General features: G+C 71.2%; 18 protein-coding genes and 3 pseudogenes. 13 read left to right on the top strand and 8 right to left on the bottom strand.

Going from position 1 to position 18,776, the window contains the following annotated elements:
• Nucleotides 1-37 precede the first annotated feature (37 nt).
• On the top strand, nucleotides 38-985 hold the full coding sequence (locus AB0B50_RS02710; protein ID WP_362324380.1) for a methionyl-tRNA formyltransferase: 948 nt from the start codon (nucleotides 38-40) through the stop codon (nucleotides 983-985).
• A 183-nt stretch (nucleotides 986-1,168) separates the two neighbouring features.
• Nucleotides 1,169-1,942, top strand: coding sequence for a PIG-L family deacetylase (locus tag AB0B50_RS02705; RefSeq protein ID WP_362324377.1), 774 nt, complete (start codon nucleotides 1,169-1,171; stop codon nucleotides 1,940-1,942).
• Here AB0B50_RS02705 and AB0B50_RS02700 read toward each other — a convergent pair.
• Complete coding sequence (locus tag AB0B50_RS02700) at nucleotides 1,932-2,861, bottom strand: LLM class flavin-dependent oxidoreductase (RefSeq protein ID WP_362324374.1); 930 nt, start codon at nucleotides 2,859-2,861, stop codon at nucleotides 1,932-1,934. The two genes, AB0B50_RS02705 and AB0B50_RS02700, sit on opposite strands and share 11 nt — an antisense overlap.
• A 75-nt stretch (nucleotides 2,862-2,936) precedes the next feature.
• Between AB0B50_RS02700 and AB0B50_RS02695 the strand changes: the two genes are divergently transcribed.
• A complete protein-coding gene (locus AB0B50_RS02695) occupies nucleotides 2,937-3,341 on the top strand; it encodes a MerR family transcriptional regulator (RefSeq protein WP_362324371.1) in 405 nt (134 codons plus the stop codon).
• Between the two features lie 27 nt (nucleotides 3,342-3,368).
• On the opposite strand, the gene AB0B50_RS02690 is transcribed toward AB0B50_RS02695, so the two are convergent.
• Nucleotides 3,369-4,046 carry a Clp protease N-terminal domain-containing protein gene (locus AB0B50_RS02690; protein WP_362324368.1) on the bottom strand — a complete coding sequence of 226 codons (678 nt, stop codon included), beginning with the start codon at nucleotides 4,044-4,046 and terminating at the stop codon, nucleotides 3,369-3,371.
• Between the two features lie 80 nt (nucleotides 4,047-4,126).
• Nucleotides 4,127-4,654, bottom strand: coding sequence for a hypothetical protein (locus AB0B50_RS02685; RefSeq protein WP_362324365.1), 528 nt, complete (start codon nucleotides 4,652-4,654; stop codon nucleotides 4,127-4,129).
• Nucleotides 4,655-4,917: 263 nt separating this feature from the next.
• Between AB0B50_RS02685 and AB0B50_RS02680 the strand changes: the two genes are divergently transcribed.
• Nucleotides 4,918-6,165: an erythromycin esterase family protein gene (locus AB0B50_RS02680; protein WP_362324362.1), complete on the top strand. Its 1,248-nt coding sequence runs from the start codon at nucleotides 4,918-4,920 to the stop codon at nucleotides 6,163-6,165.
• Here the strand turns inward: AB0B50_RS02680 and AB0B50_RS02675 are convergent.
• On the bottom strand, nucleotides 6,101-6,661 hold the full coding sequence (locus AB0B50_RS02675) for a helix-turn-helix domain-containing protein (RefSeq protein ID WP_362324359.1): 561 nt from the start codon (nucleotides 6,659-6,661) through the stop codon (nucleotides 6,101-6,103). The two genes, AB0B50_RS02680 and AB0B50_RS02675, sit on opposite strands and share 65 nt — an antisense overlap.
• 96 nt (nucleotides 6,662-6,757) lie before the next feature.
• Between AB0B50_RS02675 and AB0B50_RS02670 the strand changes: the two genes are divergently transcribed.
• The gene (locus AB0B50_RS02670) at nucleotides 6,758-7,696 is read left to right on the top strand and encodes an alpha/beta hydrolase (RefSeq protein ID WP_362324356.1); all 939 of its coding nucleotides are present in this window, start codon (nucleotides 6,758-6,760) and stop codon (nucleotides 7,694-7,696) included.
• Here the strand turns inward: AB0B50_RS02670 and AB0B50_RS02665 are convergent.
• Complete coding sequence (locus AB0B50_RS02665) at nucleotides 7,686-8,603, bottom strand: RNA polymerase sigma-70 factor (RefSeq protein ID WP_362324353.1); 918 nt, start codon at nucleotides 8,601-8,603, stop codon at nucleotides 7,686-7,688. The genes AB0B50_RS02670 and AB0B50_RS02665 overlap by 11 nt on opposite strands.
• A 207-nt stretch (nucleotides 8,604-8,810) precedes the next feature.
• On the opposite strand from AB0B50_RS02665, the gene AB0B50_RS02660 reads away from it, so the two are divergent.
• Together AB0B50_RS02660 and AB0B50_RS02655 are read left to right on the top strand one after the other, a co-directional pair.
• Nucleotides 8,811-9,290 (top strand): carboxymuconolactone decarboxylase family protein, encoded by a 480-nt coding sequence (locus AB0B50_RS02660; RefSeq protein WP_362324350.1) that lies wholly within the window; start codon nucleotides 8,811-8,813, stop codon nucleotides 9,288-9,290.
• Between the two features lie 99 nt (nucleotides 9,291-9,389).
• Complete coding sequence (locus AB0B50_RS02655) at nucleotides 9,390-9,899, top strand: DinB family protein (protein WP_362324347.1); 510 nt, start codon at nucleotides 9,390-9,392, stop codon at nucleotides 9,897-9,899.
• A 52-nt stretch (nucleotides 9,900-9,951) separates the two neighbouring features.
• Here the strand turns inward: AB0B50_RS02655 and AB0B50_RS02650 are convergent, their stop codons facing one another.
• On the bottom strand, nucleotides 9,952-10,932 hold the full coding sequence (locus AB0B50_RS02650) for an SDR family NAD(P)-dependent oxidoreductase (protein WP_362324344.1): 981 nt from the start codon (nucleotides 10,930-10,932) through the stop codon (nucleotides 9,952-9,954).
• Between AB0B50_RS02650 and AB0B50_RS02645 the strand changes: the two are divergent.
• From AB0B50_RS02645 to AB0B50_RS02635, 3 genes and pseudogenes are all read left to right on the top strand, one after another.
• Nucleotides 10,838-11,626, top strand: a pseudogene (locus AB0B50_RS02645) (NmrA family NAD(P)-binding protein); the annotation flags it as partial. The gene AB0B50_RS02650 and the pseudogene AB0B50_RS02645 sit on opposite strands and share 95 nt — an antisense overlap.
• Nucleotides 11,627-11,647: 21 nt before the next feature.
• Nucleotides 11,648-12,107 (top strand): annotated as a pseudogene (locus AB0B50_RS02640) (aldo/keto reductase); the annotation flags it as partial.
• Nucleotides 12,108-12,120: 13 nt separating this feature from the next.
• Nucleotides 12,121-12,981 carry an alpha/beta hydrolase gene (locus tag AB0B50_RS02635; RefSeq protein ID WP_362324341.1) on the top strand — a complete coding sequence of 287 codons (861 nt, stop codon included), beginning with the start codon at nucleotides 12,121-12,123 and terminating at the stop codon, nucleotides 12,979-12,981.
• A gap of 29 nt (nucleotides 12,982-13,010) precedes the next feature.
• Here AB0B50_RS02635 and AB0B50_RS02630 read toward each other — a convergent pair whose 3' ends face one another.
• Nucleotides 13,011-14,981 carry a M13-type metalloendopeptidase gene (locus AB0B50_RS02630; RefSeq protein ID WP_362324338.1) on the bottom strand — a complete coding sequence of 657 codons (1,971 nt, stop codon included), beginning with the start codon at nucleotides 14,979-14,981 and terminating at the stop codon, nucleotides 13,011-13,013.
• Nucleotides 14,982-15,252: 271 nt separating this feature from the next.
• Between AB0B50_RS02630 and AB0B50_RS02625 the strand changes: the two are divergent.
• Both AB0B50_RS02625 and AB0B50_RS02620 read left to right on the top strand, forming a co-directional pair.
• A pseudogene (locus AB0B50_RS02625) lies at nucleotides 15,253-16,221 on the top strand (hypothetical protein); the annotation flags it as partial.
• A 388-nt stretch (nucleotides 16,222-16,609) separates the two neighbouring features.
• Entirely contained in the window at nucleotides 16,610-17,665 is a 1,056-nt protein-coding gene (locus AB0B50_RS02620) for a tetratricopeptide repeat protein (protein ID WP_362324335.1), read from the top strand.
• On the opposite strand, the gene AB0B50_RS02615 is transcribed toward AB0B50_RS02620, so the two are convergent.
• Nucleotides 17,655-18,041, bottom strand: coding sequence for a PPOX class F420-dependent oxidoreductase (locus tag AB0B50_RS02615; protein WP_362324332.1), 387 nt, complete (start codon nucleotides 18,039-18,041; stop codon nucleotides 17,655-17,657). The two genes, AB0B50_RS02620 and AB0B50_RS02615, sit on opposite strands and share 11 nt — an antisense overlap.
• A 68-nt stretch (nucleotides 18,042-18,109) precedes the next feature.
• Here AB0B50_RS02615 and AB0B50_RS02610 point away from each other — a divergent pair, with 68 nt between their 5' ends.
• Entirely contained in the window at nucleotides 18,110-18,724 is a 615-nt protein-coding gene (locus AB0B50_RS02610; protein WP_362324330.1) for a CGNR zinc finger domain-containing protein, read from the top strand.
• Nucleotides 18,725-18,776: the final 52 nt, after the last annotated feature.

Here is an 18,776-nt window from a genome sequence, read left to right as displayed (position 1 = left end):
TTACGCTGGTCAGTAGCTCTTCAGAGGAGGAAACCCCATGCGGGTCGTCATGTTCGGTTATCAGACCTGGGGCCACCGCACCCTCCAAGCGCTCCTGGACTCCGAGCACGACGTGGTGACGGTCGTGACCCACCCCAAGAGCGAGCACGCCTACGAGAAGATCTGGAGCGACTCGGTCGCCGACCTCGCCGAAGAGCACGGCGTCCCCGTGATCATCCGCAACCGCCCCGACGACGAGGAGCTCTTCGAGCTGCTCAAGGCGGCCGACCCGGACATCATCGTCGCCAACAACTGGCGTACGTGGATTCCCCCGCGCATCTTCGACCTCCCCCGCCACGGCACGCTGAACGTCCACGACTCGCTGCTGCCGAAGTACGCCGGCTTCTCCCCGCTGATCTGGGCCCTGATCAACGGCGAGAGCGAAGTGGGCGTCACCGCGCACATGATGGACGACACACTCGACGCCGGTGACATCGTGGTCCAGCGCGCCGTGCCGGTCGGCCCCAAGGACACGACCACGGATCTGTTCCACAAGACCGTCGACCTCATCGCCCCGGTCACCACCGAGGCGCTCGGCCGCATAGCGTCCGGTCAGACCGAGTTCACCAAGCAGGACCGTTCCCAGGCGAGCTTCTTCCACAAGCGCGCCGAGGAGGACATCCGGATCGACTGGACCTGGCCCGCCGAGGACCTGGAGCGCCTGGTCCGGGCCCAGTGCGCGCCGTACCCGAGCGCGTTCACGTACCACAAGGGCAAGCGCCTGGAGGTGGTGACCGCGGTGGTGTCCGAGGGCCGCTACGGCGGCACCCCCGGCCGCATCTTCTACCGCGAGGGCGAGGGCGTGGTGATCGTCGCCGGGGCCGACGCGCGCACCGGCCGCAACCACGGCCTTGCCATCACCCGCGTGCGCACCGAGGCCGGCGAGGAGTTGCCCGCCACCGACTACTTCCGCTCCATGGGCGGCTACCTCACCAGCCGCGCCTGACCGCGGTCGCTTCGGCGGCTTCGCCCTTGGCACCGACATCGCCGCCGCGTGGACGTTCCGGTCCATGCGGCGGCGATCGCCGCGTGACGGCGCGCGTCGTGACGGCGATCGCTTCTCGCAGGCGCCCGCTTCATCGCGACGATCACTTCTACGATGGCTCGGGTCCGCAGGAAGGAGCCTTCAATGCCCGCCGATCCCAGCCTCCTTGGGGTCTTCGCCCACCCCGACGACGAGTCCCTGGCGGCCGGCGGCGTGCTCGCCCGGCACGCGGCGTCCGGCGCGCGCACCGCGGTCGTCACGGCGACCTGGACCGAGGGCACGCACCGCGCCCCGGAGCTGGCCGAGGCGCTGCGCATCCTCGGCGCGGGCACGCCACGACTGCTCGGCTACGCCGACGCCCGCGTCCCGGAGTCGGCCCCCGGCCAGAAGCGCTGGTGCGACGCACCGCTCGACGAGGCGGTGGGGCGACTGGTGGCGCACATCCGGGAGTTCCACCCGGACATCGTGGTCACACACGACGCATACGGCGGTCTTTCCGGACATCCCGACCATGTACAGACCCACCGGGTGACGGTGCTCGCCGTCCGGGCCGCCGGTCTCCACGGGCTCCATCCGGAGGCGGGACCCCCGTGGCAGCCGCGCGCCCTCTACCTCGCCACGCACCCGCACTCGGTGGCGGCGGCCCTGCGGGCCACGATCGGCACACGCAAGACCCTGCACTCCGTCCCCGACGACCAGGTGACCGCCGCCGTCGACGTCAGCGCCTGGCTGGAACAGAAGGTCGCCGCAGTCCTCACCCACCGCAGCGAGGTGGAACGGGGAGCCCTGCCGGGCCTGATCGCCGGCCTCTCCCCGGAGCAGCAGGGGCAGTTGCTCGCCAAGGAGTGGTACGTCCGCCACGACCTGGCCCCTGTGTCCGTGCCCCCGGCGGCAACCCGGTCGGAGCTCACGGCCTGAGCAGTAGCTCGCGGGTGCGCGCCAGCAGGTCGTACTGGCGGCGCAGGCCGTCGCCCGACAGATTGACGACGAAGGTGCCGGCGCCCGCACGACCGTACGCGTCAAGTCGTTCCGCCAGCGCCTCGGGAGGCCCGCTGACCACCAGCCGGGACGCCTGTTCCTCGGAGAGACCTTTCTCACCGGTCAGCGAACGCAGAAAGCGCACCAGCCGCCGATGCCCCCTGCGGCTCTCCCCGGGATCGGTGCTCAGCGCGGCGAACACCGTGGTGCCGATCTCGGGTGTGCCCCTGCCCGCTTCGGCCGCCATCGCCGTCAGCTTGTCCGCCCTCTCGGCCAGTTGCGCGGGTTCGAGCAGCGAGGCGAGCCATCCGACACCGTGCTCGACGGCTCGCCGCAGCGCCCGGTCGGACATGCCGCCCACCCACACCGGTGGCGCGGGAACGGCGGGATCGAGCGTCATGGCCGGTTCGCCGGGCACGGTCAGCAGAGGCGTCGGGCGACCGGCGAACAGATCGGGCAACGCGCTCAGCACCACATCCGCCCGGCGGCCCCGTCCGGCGAACGGAACCCCGCCGAGCGGCCAGTCCTGTGGATGTACGCCGGCGCCGACCCCGAGGACCACACGGCCGCCGGACAGGTGCTGCAACGACGACAGCTGTTTGGCCGCCCAGGCCTGCTGGCGCAGCGCCAGCAGCATGACCCCGAAGCCGATCCGTACGCGCTCGGTCACCGCGGCGGCCGCGGTCAGCGCGACCACACTGTCCAGGAACGGGGTACGCGCGCACAGGTGGTCGCCCGCCCACACCGTGTCCAGGCCTACGTCCTCGGCGTGCCGGGCCAACGAGGGGATCTCCCGCAGCCCGCCCTCCTCTCCGCGTTCGACGAAGGTCGGAAGACAGACACCAAGGTTCACCGGCATATCGATCCTTTCCCGAGGGGAGAGCGGCCGAGGACGACCTTGCCCGCTCAACCCGGGTTGAGTTCAACTGGCCCGATGGACGACCTGGCTTCGATACGGCGCGTCGCCGACCACTTCGATCTGCCCGTCTCGACGCTGCACTACTGGGAGCGCCGCGGACTCATCACGCCTCACCGACGCTTCGGCCAGCGCCACTACGACGCCGCCCAGCTCTACCGGATCGCACTGATCCGTCTGTGGCGGACCACCGGGCAGATGTCCCTCAACGAGATCGTCGCGGTCCTCGCCGACCCCGCGGACGCTCCCGGCTGGCGCGGCACCGTCACCGCCCGCATCGCCGCCATCGAGGCCGAGATGGCCGAACTGGACGCCGCGCGCGGCTACTTGCGTGACCTCCTCGCCTGCCCCCACGAGGACGCGCCCGAGGAGTGCGAAGGCTTCCGCGCCGGAGTCGCCCTTCCGGGGCCGGTGTCCGACTGAGGGCGGGCGAGGGCGAGCGAGGGGCGTTCAGAGCGTGGCCAGATCGAGTCCGGCGTCGACGAGCACGGCCACGGCGACGCCTCGGCCGGTCCGGGCGAGGCCGTGGAGGAGATGACGGCAGTCGATGAGCTCGGATCCCTCCTCCCTCGATCGCTCCTCCGCGATCGCGATGGCCTTACGGGAGTAGGGCGTCCACGCGATCCGCTCGGCGGCCCGGGAGGCACCCGTGCTCAGCCGGGCCCCGACCTTTCGGTGGACGTCGTCGGGCGACACCCCGGATTTCCGCAGGAGTTCGGTGGCCGTGTTGTCCTCCGCGGTGAGACCCCACAGGAGGTGCTCGGTTCCGATGTAGTTGTTGCGGTGGTGGACCGCCGCCTGCTTCACGTGAGCCATCGCCTGGCGGAGCCCCTCGGTCATCGCGTCGGGGCTGTAGCGCTTGTGGGGTGCGTGGAAGCGTTGCTGCACGGCCTGGCGCGTCACGCCCAGGGCCGTTCCGATGTCCGTCCAGGAGTGGCCGTGCATGCGGCAGTGCTCGACGTAGTCCTCGACCAATTCGTCGGCGAGCACCTGCAGTTGGCCCGCGACTCCCGAGGCCGTCGCCAACAGCGCCAGCCAGTCCGGCTGTTCCTGCCCCGGCGCGCGGTGGGCGGTGTCGCAGGTGCGGTCGACTTCCGCGATGAGGTCGTCCAGGTCTGGAAGAGTCATGACGCAAGTACGCCTTGACACTTATGAACTGTCAAGGCGTACTTGCGTCATGGGCAGTTGGGGTCAGTGCGCGGCGGCGGCTAGCCCACCCATCCCCGCAGCAGCTTCTCCCGCTCCGACGCCCGGGGCGATCCGCCCTCCCAGGAGCGGCCCCACTCCGACATGGCCGCCAGCGTCGTGGACATCGTCGCGGCACCCTCCGTGAGGCGGGCCAGCAGGGCGCGGGAGAGGTCGACCTCGGCCTGGGGGTAGCCGACAGCCGCGGCGACGTAGGCCGCCAACTCGCGGTCGCCGCCGGAGGATTCGACGTGCACCGTCATCATCGCCGGGGACGCCTCCGCCAGGCCGTGACTCATCGGCATGGCCAGTTCCTTCACCGTGCCGAGCGCCACGTTCTTGACCGCGCCGACCCGCCGCATCAGGGATTTCACGGGGACGTCCGTCACCGTGAGGCCCCGCACGTCCTCCCACAGGAAGAGGTCGGACTGCTTGTCGCCCAGGCCCACCACACCCTCGGGGGTCAGCCGCACCCCGGGAGCCAGACCGGACGGCTTCGCGCCCACGTACACGTCGCCCCCGGCGATCCAGAACAGGCCCACCATGGCCATGGGTTGCTCACTTCTCCCGACGACGGCACGGCCGCCGTTGTCGCACATCGAATGGTCCGGCATTGATCGGTCGGACGCAGCCTACCGTCTCGTTGTATTACACAATCACAGCCGGTACGAGGACACGGCGCCGGCGCCACCAAAGGCGCGCTCCACGTCTCGACGGCCCGCCCCGGCCTTCCCGGCTTTTAAGGTTCCCCCGGGAAACTCCGGCGATTTCGACCAAGAGTTTCACTCAAACCTTCAACGATAGCGTTGAAGGCATGGCTACTGACATCAAGAGCACCGCTCGTTCCGTCGAGGCCGCCACCGTCCTGGACCTCCTCCCCGCCCGGCCCCGACTGCTCGCCCTGGGCGAGCCCACGCACGGCGAGGACACCCTGCTCGAACTGCGCAACGACCTCTTCCGGGAACTCGCCGAACAGGAGGGCTACCGGACCATCACGATCGAGAGCGACTGCCTGGCGGGCCTGGTCGTGGACGCGTACGTCACCTCGGGCACCGGCACCCTCGACGAGGCCATGGAGCGCGGCTTCAGTCATGGGCTCGGCGCCTCCGCGGCCAACCGTGAACTCGTGCGCTGGATGCGGGCCTTCAACGAGGACCGACCCGCGTCCGAGCAGCTCCGCTTCGCCGGCTTCGACGGCCCGCTGGAGATCACCGGGGCCGCGAGTCCGCGCCGGGCCCTCACCGCGCTCCACTCCTACCTCGCGGCCCACGGCGACGCGGACCTGCTCCCCTGCACCGCCGAGACACTCGACCGCCTGCTCGGCGCCGACGCCCCGTGGACCGAGCCCGCCGCGATGCGGGCCCCGGCCCGATCCGTGGGACAGACGGCCCAAGCGGGTCAACTGCGTCTGATCGCGGACGACTTGGTGGCGCTGCTCACCGCGCAGACGCCCCACCTGATCGAGAAGACCTCCCGCGGCGACTGGGACCGGGCGCGCCTGTACGGGCGTACCGCCACCGGACTGCTGCGCTACCACCACTGGATGGCCGACATGTCGCCGAGCCGCATGGCACGGCTGATGGGACTGCGGGACCAGATGATGGCCGACAACCTCCTCGCCCTCGCCGAACGCGGTCCCGCCTTCGTCCACGCGCACAACGCCCATCTCCAGCGGGACAAGAGCTCGATGCGCATGGGGGACATGCCACTGCTGGAGTGGTGGAGCGCCGGCGCGATCGCGCGCGCCCACCTGGGCGAGCGGTACGCCTTCGTGGCCACGGCCCTCGGCACGATCCGCCACCACGGGGTGGACACCCCGCCACCGGACACGATCGAAGGACTTCTGTACGCGCTCCCGGAGGACCGCCGCGTTGTCGACCCCCGGCAGCTGGCCGCCTCCTTCGGGAACACGCCGCCCGCCCCCCGCGTCTCCCCGTACCACGGCTACGCCCCGCTCGACCCGGCGCATCTGTCCGCGTACGAGGGGCTCGTGTTCGTCAAGGACGCTCGCGAGGTTCCACCGCGGGAGGAGCCTCCTCGGCGGGGAACAGAATCGGGCTGATCAGGTGCCGGGTGCGTTCCGGGGCGGGTGCCTGCGCGAGCCGAGGTGCGAGCACGGCGCGCATCTCCTCGATCATCGCGGCGAGTTCGTCGGGGCTGAGCCAGATCGCGTGCTGGCGATAGCCCACCAGGTCGGCCGTCGGGTCGGCCTCACCCCGGTCCAGGTAGGCGTTGAACTCGGCGAGCAGCGTGGCCATGGCCACGGCGAACACGCGCCGGTGCTCCTCCCGTGACACGCCCGCGGCCGCCTCGGCGTCGACGACGGCACGCTCACGCCGCAGTCGGTAGCTGCGCTCGACGGCTCCCCGCACCCGCCGCTCACCCTCCACCTCCAGAAGGCCGCCGTCGGCCAGCAGGCCCACCTGCCGGTAGACGGTGGCCTTCGACACGTCGGCCAGCAGGGCGCACAACTGCGCGGTGGTGAGGGTGCGCCCGCCGGACAGGGCGTGCACGATGCGCAGCCGTACCGGATGCAACAGGAGGTCGACCGTATCCATGGGCCCACATTCTCACCTCTGCTACTGTTCGCAAAGTTGAGAACAGTGAGTCGAGCGGTCGCCGAAGGCCGCTCACGCGCACCGAAGGAGTGGGTCATGGCGGTCGAGGTGCCTCCGTTGGGTAACCGGTACGACGTCGCCGGGCGGCGGCTGATGCTGTACCGCTCGGGCACCGGAGGGCCAACTGTCGTGTTCCTCCCGGGAGTCGGTCTGATGAGCCTGGACTACCTGAACATCCACGACCGCGTGGCGGAGCGCACCACCAGCGTCCTGTACGACCGCGCAGGCAACGGCTGGAGCGACCCGGCCGTATTGCCCCGCACGGCCGCCGAGGTCACGGACGAACTGCGCGACCTCCTCGCCACTGCCGCCGTTCCTGGTCCGTATCTGCTGGTCGGCCACTCCTTGGGCGGGGCGTACGCGCTCCACTGGGCGCGCCGCTTCCCCGGCGACGTCGCGGGGCTCCTCCTGCTCGACCCCTTCCACGAGGACCTGTCCGTGCGAACGCCCCCGCACGTGCGCGACAGGCTCGACCGGATGCTGGACGAGATGCGGCGTCAGGAGGTGACCGAGCCGACGGCGGAACAGTTCCAGCAGTCCCGGGAGCAGTTGACGCGCCACTTCGCCGCGTGGCCCGATGCGGTGCGCGGGCCGCTCGTCGAACGTCACCTCGCCACCTGGCGGGCCGCATCGCAGGAGAACCAGAACCTCTACGACAAGGTGGCGGAGGAGTTCCGCAGGGCGCCGGACACTCCGGACGTACCACTGATCGTGCTCTCCGCCATGGGGTACGACGCCACTCAGGCTCAACTGTGGCCCGAGGACGACCTGCGCCGGATCCAAGAGGCCAAGCGCACCCTCCACCGGGAGCTGGCCGGGCAGTCCGCGCTCGGCGAGCACAGGATCCTCGACGAGGCCGGGCACGGCTGGCTCCACGAGGAGTGCCCGGACGCCGTGCTCGACGCGGTCGACGACCTGTTGCACCGCATCCGTCGAGCAAGGAACCGATCCGTGGCGGAACCGATCAGCGGCTGACTGCGGTCTCCCGCTCGACGCGCGCCAGCTTTTCGGGGTTGCGTACGGCGTAGAGCCCGGTGACGCGGCCGTCCTCGACGCGCAGCGCGATGACGGTGTCGATCACGCCGTCCCGCCTGACGACGAGGCCCGGTTCGCCGTTGAGCAGGGTCGGCTGGAGGGACATCGCGGTGGAGATCCTGGCCAGCACGCGGGCCACCGGGTCGGCCCCGACGACCGGCGCCAACGCGGCCCGCACGACTCCGCCGCCGTCGGTCAGCAGGACGACGTCCGGTGCGAGGACATCGAGGAGTCGCTGCAACTCGCCGGTTTCGACGGCCCGTTGGAACGCCTCGACCGTGCGGCGGGCCTCGGTGGCGGACACGACCCCGCGCGGTCGGCGCGCGGCGACATGGGCCCGCGCCCGGTGGGCGATCTGGCGGACCGCGGCCGGACTCTTGTCGACGGCTTCGGCTATCTCGCCGTACTCCAGGTCGAAGACCTCGCGCAGCACGAAGACGGCCCGTTCGGTGGGCGCGAGCGTTTCGAGGACCATCAGCATCGCCATCGAGACGCTGTCGGCCAGCTCGACGTCGTCGGCGACGTCCGGCGCGGTCAACAGCGGTTCGGGGAGCCAGGGGCCCACGTAGGACTCCTTGCGGCGGCCGAGCGTGCGCAGCTGGGTCAGCGCCTGGCGCGTGGTGATCCGTACCAGGTAGGCGCGCTGATCGCGCACAGCCCCCTGATCGACGCCCATCCATCGCAACCAGGTCTCCTGCAGGACGTCCTCGGCGTCGGCGGCCGAGCCGAGCATCTCGTAGGCGACGGTGAACAGCAGGTTGCGGTGGGCGACGAACGCCTCGGTGACGCCGTCCGAGCGGCGGTCATCAGTGGATGGTTCAAGCGTGCTCCCCGTCGGGTCACTCATGGTCGGCTCCTGCCCGTTCGCTCGCGTCTGTGCCGTACACGAGACGCCGGCCCCCACCGCTTTGTGACACCCGCGTCCGGTGGCGTACGTCACTTCTCCGCGCCGTCACAGGGGGCGGCCCGTCGGCATCTTGTGTTCGTTCGGCGCGGCGGCGCAGCGAGGCCGCGGCGCATTCGATTCCACGATTCAGCGAGTGAGGACAACGCCATGGAACCCCGCTTCAACCTGTTCGACAGCCCGACCTCCGCGAAGGTCGCCAAGCGCTTCTACAACACGTCGCTGGCCCTCGACGACTCGACGCTGCCCAAGTCCCTTCGTGAGCTTGTGGAGTTGAGGGTCGGGCAGATCAACGGCTGCGGATTCTGCGTCGACATCCACACCAAGGAGGCCGCGGCCGCGGGTGAGACGGCGCTCCGCCTCAACCTGGTCTCCGCCTGGCGGCACACCACCGTGTTCACCGAGGCCGAGCGGGCCGCGCTGGCGCTCGCCGAGGAGGGAACCCGGCTCGGCGACCACGGGGTGTCCGACGAGACGTGGGCTGCGGTGCGCGAGCACTTCGACGACGACGAGGTCGGTGCGCTGGTCTGCCTGGTCGCCCTGATCAACGCGGCCACCCGGATGAACGTGATCGTGCACAACCCGGGCGGTTCGTACGAGCCCGGCATGTTCGCCGCTTCCGCCAACTGATCAGCGGGCCTTACACGGGCCCGGCGTTCGGGGAGGCCGATGCCGAGGTGGATACTGCCTCCCCGAACGCGAACGCAGGCACGGATGAGGAGCACGGCAATGACGGACGACAAGCGCGTAGGGCCGCCCCACTTCGGAAGCGAACGCGACATGCTGCGTGCCTTCCTCGACTACCACCGCGCGACCCTCGCCATGAAGTGCGAGGGACTCACCGACGAGGAACTGCGGCAGCAGTCGATGCCGCCGTCCACGCTGTCGCTGCTCGGCCTGGTGCGGCACATGGCGGAGGTGGAACGCTCCTGGTTCCGCCGCGTGTTCGAAGACAACGAGGCGCCCCTGGTCTGGTCCGACAGGATCGACTTCCAGGCGGCGTACGACGCGAGCAAGTCCACCAGGGCCGAGGCGTTCGCCGCCTGGGAGGCCGAGGTGGAGAACTCCCGCCGCGTCGAACGGGAAGCCGACTCCCTGGACCAGGCCGGGCTCCAGCCGCGATGGGGCGAGGAGGTGTCGCTGCGGATGGCGCTGGTCCACGTACTCCTGGAGTACGGCCGCCACAACGGCCACGCGGACTTCCTGCGCGAGGGGATCGACGGGACGGTGGGTGCCTGAGCGCGGGCGACTCCCCCGGCAGACGAGCGCAGCCCTTACCGTCATGCCTTCGTCACCTGAGACCGAGGCCGAGACCGAGACCGAGGCCGAAACCGAGATCAGGGGCGATGCCCGTCAGTTCGCAGCTCTTGTCCCACAGCCGTGCCGCGACGGACGCGTCGGTCAGGTGGTTCCACAGCTCTTCGCGTCGCGGTTCGCCGCGCAGGCCGAAGACGCGCGGCCCCCACAGCTCCCCTCCCCTCACCGCCGTATCGAGCACCGCCCGGACCGCCGGCCATGCTCCGGCGTGCTTTCCCTGGAGCAGGAGGGCCGCGGGCGCCCCGCGGAGGCGCGCGCCGGGGGTCCGCGTGTGGATCGGCGGTCGCGGTGGAGTGAGGGAGTCCAGCGCGCCGCCGGGATGGACCACCACGCTCGCCACCGTGCTGTCGGCAGCGCGCAGGCGCCGGTCGAGTTCGAGCCCGAAGTACATCTGCGCCAGCTTGGAGCGCCCGTAGGTGCGCTTGGGCCGGTAGTCCCGCCGGGACTGCAGGTCCGCGGGGTCGAGCCGCTCGGTCTTCGCCGCGAAGCTGCCCACGGTCACGACGCGGGCCGCCGGTGCGGCCGACAGCAACGGCATCAGCCGGTGGGTCAGCGCGAAGTGCCCGAGGTGGTTCGTGCCGAACATCAGCTCGTGGCCCTCCGCGGTCTCCTCCCGCGGCGGGTCGTCCAGCGCGACGCCGGCGTTGTGGACCACCACGTCGAGGTGTTCCACGTCCAGCGATTCCGCCGCCGTGCGGAGCGAGGAGAGGTCGGCGAGGTCCAGGCGCACGGCCCGGACCCGCGCGCCGGGCACACGTGAGCGGATCGAGGCACTCGCGGCATCGGCCTTCGCGGGATTCCGGCAGCCCAGCACGACCGCGGCCCCGGTCATGGACAGCTGCTCGGCGACGAAGTACCCGATGCCGGCATTGCCGCCGGTGACCAGGAACACCCGGCCATCGGCACGCGGCAGCCGGTGGACGTCCCAGGGCGCGCTGGAGGAGACGGATGGCATGGCGGCGGTGCTCCCTTGTCGCGATGGCTGCTCTTGGGGAGCAGTCCGACCTCCACCGTCGCAGTGGCCACCGACAGATCGGCAACAGATCACCGACAGCCCTGCCGACCGATCGACGCTCGGCCAACTGCTCAGGCCGTCGATCCGCCTGCGCCTTCCTGTGCGTGCCGTATCGGACGGAGACATGGAGACGGAGACGGACATGGACATGGACATGGACATGGATTCGATCGTGCTGGTGACGGGTGCCACTGGGATGCGGGGCGGTGCCACCGCCCCGCAGCTGCTTGCCGCGAGCCGGCGGGTACGCGCCCTGGTACGGGACGCGACCGACCCGGCGGCCCTCGCGCTCGCACGGGCCGGAGCCGAACTCGCCGTCGGCGACATGACAGACGGTGCGTCCCTGCGGGCGGCGATGCGCGGCGCCCATGGAGAATTCAGCGTTCAGCCCACCGCCGGATACCCCGGCGCTCCCCCCGAGTTCACCGTCTCCGACGAGATCCGCATTGGCAGGAACGTCGCCGACGCGGCAGCGGAGCAAGGCGTCCGTCACGTGGTGTACGCCTCGGTCGGCGGAGCGGAGCGGTCGTCCGGCATCCGCCGCTGGGAGAGCAAGTGGCAGATCGAACGGCACATAGCCGCGCTCCGGCTGCCGTTCACCGTGCTGCGCCCGGTCCGCTTCATGGAGAACCAATCCCACCCCGTCCTCGGGGTCCGCGCCGACGACCCCGACCACCGGGCCGTACGCAACGACGCCGCGTACGTCAGGGCGGCCGTCGAGGCGAGCCTGCGCCGCCTCGACGTGGACGTCATCGACCTGTACTACATGCACCGCCGCGACCCCGCCGTCCCGCTCGCCGAGTCCGTCGGCGCCATGGCCGAGCTGGTGCGGGAAGGCAAGGTCAGGCACCTGGGCCCGCTGCTGCACCCAGGCCAGCGCGATCTGCGCCGTGGTGCCGATCCCGGGCACCCGCAAGCGCAGCCGCCTGTTCGAGAACGCCGCGGCCACCCGGACCATGCTGACCGGCGAGGAACTGGCGCTGCTCGATCCGATCGCCGCCCAGGTGGCGGGCGACCGCCGCCCGGACACGTCGCTCACCACCCCGCCCGGGGAGACCGAAGCACCGGCACCGGCACCGGCGAACAACCCGGTTGCTCCCTGCCGACGCCCCTGACAAGGTCGTCGCCATGCCTACCTTCTCCGCGTACGACGGAACCAAGCTGGCCCACCACGTGCGCGGGCAATCCCCCGGGGCCGAGGGCGTGACTCCCCTGGTGTGCCTGCCCGGTGGGCCCATGCAGGCCTCGGCCTACCTGGGCGACCTCGGCGGCCTCGCCGCGCGGCGGCCCTCGGTCCTGCTCGACCTGCGCGGCACCGGTGACTCCGCGGTGCCCGAGGACCCGTCGACGTACCGCTGCGACCGTCTCGTCGACGACGTGGAGGCCCTGCGCGAGCACCTCGGCGTCGCGTCGATGGACCTGCTCGCCCACTCCGGCGGCACGAACCTCGCGGTGCTGTACGCGGCCCGCCACCCGGAACGCGTACGCAGGCTCGTCCTCGTCGCCCCGAGCACCATGGCCCTCGGCATCCCCGTCCCGGGAGCCGTCCGCCGCGAGACCGCGCTGCTGCGCGAGGGCGAGCCGTGGTTCCCGGAGGCGTTCGCCGCCCTGGAGGAGATCGTGGCCGGGCGGGCGACGGCCGACTCCTGGGCGGCCATGGCCCCCTTCGCGTACGGCCGTTGGGACGCACAGGCGCAGGCTCATCGCGCCGCGGAGGACGGTCAGCGCAACGACGAGGCCGCTGCCGCGTACGGCGCGGAGGGTGCCTACGACCCGGATGTCACCCGCGCCGCGCTCGCCCGGCTCACGACGCCGGTGCTGCTGCTCGCCGGCGAGGTCGACCTCAACTCGCCGCCGCCCGCGGTGGCCGAGCTCGCCGGGCTGTTCCCGAACGCCGAGCTGGTCGTGCAGCCCGGCGCGGCGCACTTCCCCTGGCTCTACGATCCGGAGTGGTTCACCGACGCCGTCTCGGCGTTCCTGACCGGCTGACGGGGCCCCGGCCAGGAACGCCGCGGGATTCACCAGATCCGTACGCGCTCCGCGCGGTCCAGCCAGAGACCGTCACCCTCCGCCGTGCCGAACGCCTCGTGGAACTCGTCGAGGTTGCGGACGATGTTGGCGCGGAACTCCGGCGGCGAGTGCGGGTCGATCGTGAGGTACTGCTGTTCCTGCTCCTTGCGGCGCTTGGTGCGCCAGCAGTACGCCCAGTTCATGAAGAGCCGCTGCGAGCCGGTCGTGCCGTCCTCGCTCACCGGCAGCGGCGCGCCGTCGAGCGCGATGAGGTAGGCGGTGTGCCCGATGGTCAGCCCGCCGAGGTCACCGATGTTCTCGCCGACCGTGAGCGAGCCGTTGACGAACTCGCCGGGGAGGTTGCGGGGCGAGAAGCCGTCGTACTGCTTGATCAGGGCCTTCGACTTGGCCTCGAACGCGGACTTGTCGTCGGCGGTCCACCAGTCGTTGAGGTTGCCCGCGCCGTCGTACTGAGCGCCCTGGTCGTCGAAGCCGTGGCCGATCTCGTGGCCGATGACGGCGCCGATGCCGCCGTAGTTCTCCGCCGGGTCGGCGTCGGGCGAGAAGAACGGCTTCTGCAGGATGCCCGCGGGGAAGCAGATCTCGTTGGTGCCCGGGTTGTAGTAGGCGTTGACGGTCTGCGGCAGCATGAACCACTCGTCGCGGTCGACCGGCGAGCCGATCTTGGCGAGCTCCCGGTCGGTCTCGAACGCGGCCGCCGCGTGCGCGTTGCCGAGCAGGTCGTCGGCGGAGACCTGGAGCGCGGAGTAGTCGCGGAAGGTGTCCGGGTAGCCGATCTTGGGCCGGAACGTGGCGAGCTTCTCGTACGCCCGCTGCTTCGTCTCGTCGGTCATCCAGTCGAGCCGGGCGATCGACTGACGGTAGGCCTCCAGGAGGTTGGCGACGAGATCGTCCATCATCGCCTTCGACGAGGGCGGGAAGTGCCGCGCGACGTACTCCTTGCCGACGGCCTCGCCGATGGAGCCCTCCACGAACGCGACCGCGCGCTTCCAGCGGGCGCGCAGCTCGGGGGTGCCGTTGAGGGTGCGGCCGTAGAACTCGAAGTTGTTCCGCACGAACTCGTCCGAGAGGTACGGCGAACAGGCGCGCAGCACGCGCGTCAGCGTCCAGTCCCGCCACTGCTCGATCGGCACCTCGGCCAGGACCGTGGAGAGGTGGGCGAGGTAGGACGGCTGGCGGACGCAGGTCTCCGCGATCGTGGCGTCCGAGCCGCCGAGCCCGGCCGCGTAGCCACGCCAGTCGAACTCCGGGGCCAGCGCCGTCAGTTCGTCCAGGGTGGTGAGGTTGTAGGTCTTCAGGACGTCACGGGTCTCGGCCCGCTCCCAGTGCCCCGCGGCGAGCTTCGTCTCCAGGTCGAGCACGGTCCGGGCGGCGGCCGCCGGGTCGGTGTGCCGGCCGAGGGTGAGGAGCTCGGTGAGGTATCCGACGTACTTCTCGCGGACCTCGGCGAACTTCTCCTCGCGGTAGTACGACTCGTCCGGCAGGCCGAGACCGCCCTGGAGGACGTTGAAGAGATAGCGGTCGGAGTCGCGGTCGTCCGAGTCGATGTACGAACCGAAGAGCCCGGAGCCGCCGACGCGCTCGAAGCGGCCGAGGAAGGCCGCGAGCTGCTTGGTGTCCCGCAGGCCCGCGACCTCGTCGATCAGGGGCTGGGCGGGGGCGAGCCCGCGCGCGGCGATGGTCTCCTCGTCCATGAAGGCCGCGTACAGGGCAGCGATCTTCCGGGTGTCGTCGGAGCCCTCGCCCGCATCGGCCGAGGCCTCCGAGGCCAGCTCCTGGATGATCGTCTTGACCTGCTGCTCGGCGGTGTCGGCCAGCTGCACGAAGGGGCCCCAGCTGGAGCGGTCCTCGGGGATCTTCTCCGTGTCCAGCCAATGGCCGTTGACATGTCCGAAGAGGTCGTCCTGCGGTCGGATCTCGGGGTTCATGCCCGGGCGGGCGTCATCCAGAATGCTCATCCATGCAGCCTATGCGAGCGATCTGCCCGGTACGACGGGGTATCACGGGACGTCTCCGTTCCGCTCCCCTCGGCGACCGGGCCACGGACGGGTGATGTGCGCGTCAACTCGCGCACAAAACATCCCAATAGGAGCGATAAAGTAGCGCGTCAACCTTCGTACCCCTGTGACACCCAGGAGAACATCCGTGACCGTAGCCATCGCACCGTCCGAGGATGTCACCGGCCCCCAGGACGCGCCCGCCGACGCCGCGGACGCCGACGCGGCGAGCCTGGTGGCCGAGGACGCCCGCGACTTCGGTGCCTACGCCCGCACCGGCGGCTGGGCCTTCGGCCTCAAGGTCGCCCGCAGCGTGCGCCCCGGCGGGCAGAGCGCCGGTGAGACGCCGAAGGTCTCGGCGAAGGAGTTCGCCGAGATGGCGGGCTGCTCGGCCGACCGCGTCATGCGCTACTACAAGGCCTGGGACAAGGCGGCCGACGACGGGATGGTGCCGCACTTCGAGGCGCTCCGGCCCGGTATGGACGTCGAACTCCCGGACGCCGACATCTGGTTGTCGTACTACACCTCCCGCTCCAGCGCGCTCACCCAGCGCGGAGAGGCGATCACCGAGGCCGCCGAGGCCGAGGGCATCCGCCCCACCAAGGCCCTGGAGGTCGCGGAGAACCCCACCGCGCTGCGCGCCGCGATCCTCGCCGACCCCGGCACCGCGGAGGCCGCGCGCAAGGCGCTGATGGACCGCCTGGAGGAGGACCCGGCGCTGCGCACGGAGCTGGTCCGCGACATCGTCCGCGTCGACGACCTGAAGAAGGCCGTGGCCGCCGAGTCGAAGGCGGGCGACCGCGTCGACTACGTCCGCCAGATCGTGGAGAAGGGCCAGGTCAAGACGCCCGCGGGCCAGATGATCGACGCCCCGGCCGAGCTCCGCGAGGAGGCCGAGCGCCATCTGTCCCTCATCGACGAGCTGGAAGGCGGCGAGGAGTCCGGCGAGTGGGCGCGCGAGGCCTACGACACGGTGCGCGACATGGTGGCGCAGACCGTGCAGAGCAACCCCGAGCTGCGGGTGCAGGAGCGGCGCGCGAAGTTCTACAGCAGCCTGCAGAAGGCCACGAAGGTCTTCGAGGAGCTGACGTTCGACGACGTCGAGGACATCGACGACATCTACGAGGACGACATGGTGCGGCGCCTCGAGGACCTGCAACAGGCGATCGGCGCGTGCATCACGACGCTCCGCGCGGCAACCGCGCAGGGCGTGGCGGAGGCGCAGGCCCCGGCGTCGGCTCCCGCTCCGGTTCCCGCGCCGGTTCCCGCTCCGGCTCCTGCTCCGGCTCCGGCTCCTGCTCCTGCTCCTGCTCCGGCTCCTGCTCCTGCTCCTGCTTCGGCTTCGGCTTCGGCTTCGGCTTCGGCTTCGGCTTCGGCTCCCGAGCAGACCCCCGTCGGCGACAACGAGTGGGACGCCTCCTGAGGGCGATCCCCGGATCTCCCCGTACGTCCCGAGGTTGATCACGACCTTCGGCGTAGCACTCGAGTCGTACGCGATGACCCCTATCGGGAGGGATTCGCCGCCCCCCGCCCGGCTCGTAGCTTCTTGATCACGTCACTTCCATGACCGATCGAGAGGCCTCGGATCCATGTACGTCAAGGCATTCGCCCCGGAGTACCAGGGCGAGCTGGGCTCGGAGTTGACAGTGAACTCCTCCTACGAGGAGGTGCGCGCGACCGCCGGCCGCGCGCTCTCCCGGGCAGGCGGCGCGGCCGAGCGGGCCCGCGCCGCCCTCGCCCTCGCCGAGGCGTGCAGACGGCTCGGCCGGGTCGAGGACGCGGGTGCCGCCTGGCGGCAGAGCTACCGCAGCGCCCGTACCGCGCAGGACGCCGGGGCGATGGCCTGGGCACTGTGGAGCGGCGGCACCCTGGCCCGCCAGTGCGGGGCGCTGCCGCTCGCCCGGCGGTTGCTCGCCCACTCCGTCGACCTCGCCGCGGGCAGCGGCGACCGGCTCGCGCACGGCTACGCGCTCGCGGGCCTCGCCGAAACGGGCCGCATCCAGGGCGACTACGCCGCTGTCGCCGCGCTCCACGAGGAACTCCTGGAGCAGGGGCGCAAGCACGGCGAGGCACGGCACATGGTGTGGGCGATGACCGGCATAGCCCAGATGCACCGCAACCGCGGCGATCATGCCAAGGCCCTGGAGCTGTTTGAGGAGTCGGTGCGCATCGCCACGGACGCGGACGACGCGCGAGGGCGCGCCTGGTCGCTGCGGGGCGTGGCCGACGTGCTGTCCCTGCGGGGCGAACCCGACCGGGCGCTCGCGCTGCTCTCCGAGGCGGAGGACGTCTGCCGGGCGATGGACCTCGCCAGTGCGCTCGCCTACAACCACAAGATGCGCGGCAATGTCCTGTACCGCGCGGGGCGTTACGCGGCGGCCCGCGAGACGTACGCCGTCGCCCTGGAGGAGTTCACCGCGATGAGCGAGCCGCGCGGCACCGCGCTGTCCCGGCTCGGCCTCGCCAAGTGCCGGGCGCGGCTAGGACGCGACCGCGAGGCGACGCTCGCCGAACTGGCCGTGCTGGAGGCCGACTTCGACCGCATGGGGCTGCGACACGCGCGCGACATGGTCGTGGCCTTCCGCGCGGAGACGGCCGGCACGGCCAGGACAGCGGACGCCGTGGCGCCCTCCCTCAGTCCGTGAGCGTGATGCGGATCCCGACCGTGCCCTTCAGGCCGCGGCGCAGCCTGCTGCCGAGCAGCGTGAAGAAGCCGACCACCCGGTACTTGCGCAGGATGAGGCTGCGGTAGCGCGCGGTGACCTCGGGCGTGCAGAGCTCGGCGGTGGCGGGCACCTGCTCGCCCGTCGGCCTGCCGCGCAGGTCGCACGGTCCGACCAGGACGTCCGCGCGCCTACGGATCCGCTTCACCTTCCACGAGTCGCCGGCCGTCCAGATCCCGAGCGCGTCGCCGTCCCGGACGACCCAGACGGGGCTCGGCACCGGGGTGCCGTCCTTCCTGTAGCTGCTGACCAGCAGGTATTTTCCGTCGCTGAGCCGCGTCAGCAGGGTGTCGTCCATGCGGGGAGTCTAGGGCGCGGCAGAGGCACCTCCGGAGGGACCTCCCCGTAACCCCTAATATTGGTTACATGGCATCGCCCAGGTCCTCCTCCCACTCCCCCGGCATTCGGATGCGCTCCTACAGCGGGTCCACCTACCGGTTCGATCCCGGCGCGCTCTGCCTGGAACTGCTCACGACCGGCGGCCCCGGCGAGTTCCGGCGGCACGAGGTGCTGCACGCGCCCGCCGACCTGGCCGCCTGGGCCGAGCGGTCCCGGCTGACACCGACGCCGTCCCTGCGGGTGTCGCAGGCCGAGGTCGCCGACGCCCGGCGGCTGCGTGACGCGCTGTTCCGCGCGACGACCGCCCGCGCCCTGGACGAGCCCGCCGACCCGACCGACATCGCCACGGTCAATGCCGCGGCCGCCCGCCTTCCGTTGATTCCCGCCATCGGGCCGGACGGCGGGCGGGCCTGGGCCGACGGCGCGGACGGGACCGGGCTGCTCGCCACGGTCGCGCGCGACGCCGTCGACCTGTTGACCGGCCCGTTCGCGCACCGCATCCGCATGTGCGAGGCCGGCGACTGCTTCCTGATCTACGTCGACACCTCACGCCCCGGCCGTCGCCGCTGGTGCTCGATGGAACACTGCGGCAACCGCCACAAGGTACGGACGCTGCGGGCGCGCCGCTCCGAGGACGACTGATCGCCTGCGATCGGCACGGATTCGCATGGCAGGACCGCGGATCACGGGGTAC

It is taken from the genome of Streptomyces sp. NPDC041068, from assembly GCF_040647455.1.
GTDB lineage: Bacteria > Actinomycetota > Actinomycetes > Streptomycetales > Streptomycetaceae > Streptomyces.
The sequence above is the reverse complement of the archived record's forward strand: the minus strand, read 5'-3'. Positions and strand labels throughout refer to the sequence as shown.